The sequence below is a fragment of the Virgibacillus salexigens genome (assembly GCF_014905415.1).
GTDB lineage: Bacteria > Bacillota > Bacilli > Bacillales > Amphibacillaceae > Virgibacillus > Virgibacillus salexigens.
On record NZ_BNEO01000045.1, the window covers coordinates 1 to 384 of the forward strand.

General features: G+C 37.2%; 2 pseudogenes. Both read left to right on the top strand.

The features are described from left to right. Positions 1-182: pseudogene (locus JKP73_RS22145) on the top strand (DUF3021 family protein); the annotation flags it as partial. Between the two features lie 91 nt (positions 183-273). Next, positions 274-384: pseudogene (locus tag JKP73_RS22150) on the top strand (type 1 glutamine amidotransferase domain-containing protein); the annotation flags it as partial.

Genomic DNA, 384 nt, shown 5'->3' on the forward strand with positions numbered 1-384 from the left:
TTTCGATTACCGTTTATTTTATCATTGCTTTTGCGGTTGACTGGCTGCCATTTCAACCACTTTCTTTTCTAATCGGTGCATTATTATTTATCTCCGCTTACATTCTTTTTTGGGCAGGTGCACAGTTTTTTGCCAAACGGTTAGCATCCTCTATGAATGAATACCTTGATAAAAAAAGATAAAGGGAAAAGCGGTGCAATCATTCTACTTCCCTCCTCTCTTTCAAGTTTGTTAAACTAACATATATAAAAGATGTAGAGACGGAGGTTGAATATGCGATTAGAAGGAAAAAAGGTGATAGCATTAGTTGAACAAGATTTTGAGGATCTTGAGCTATGGTATCCTGTTGTACGACTACGCGAAGAAGGAGCCCAAGTTGATTTT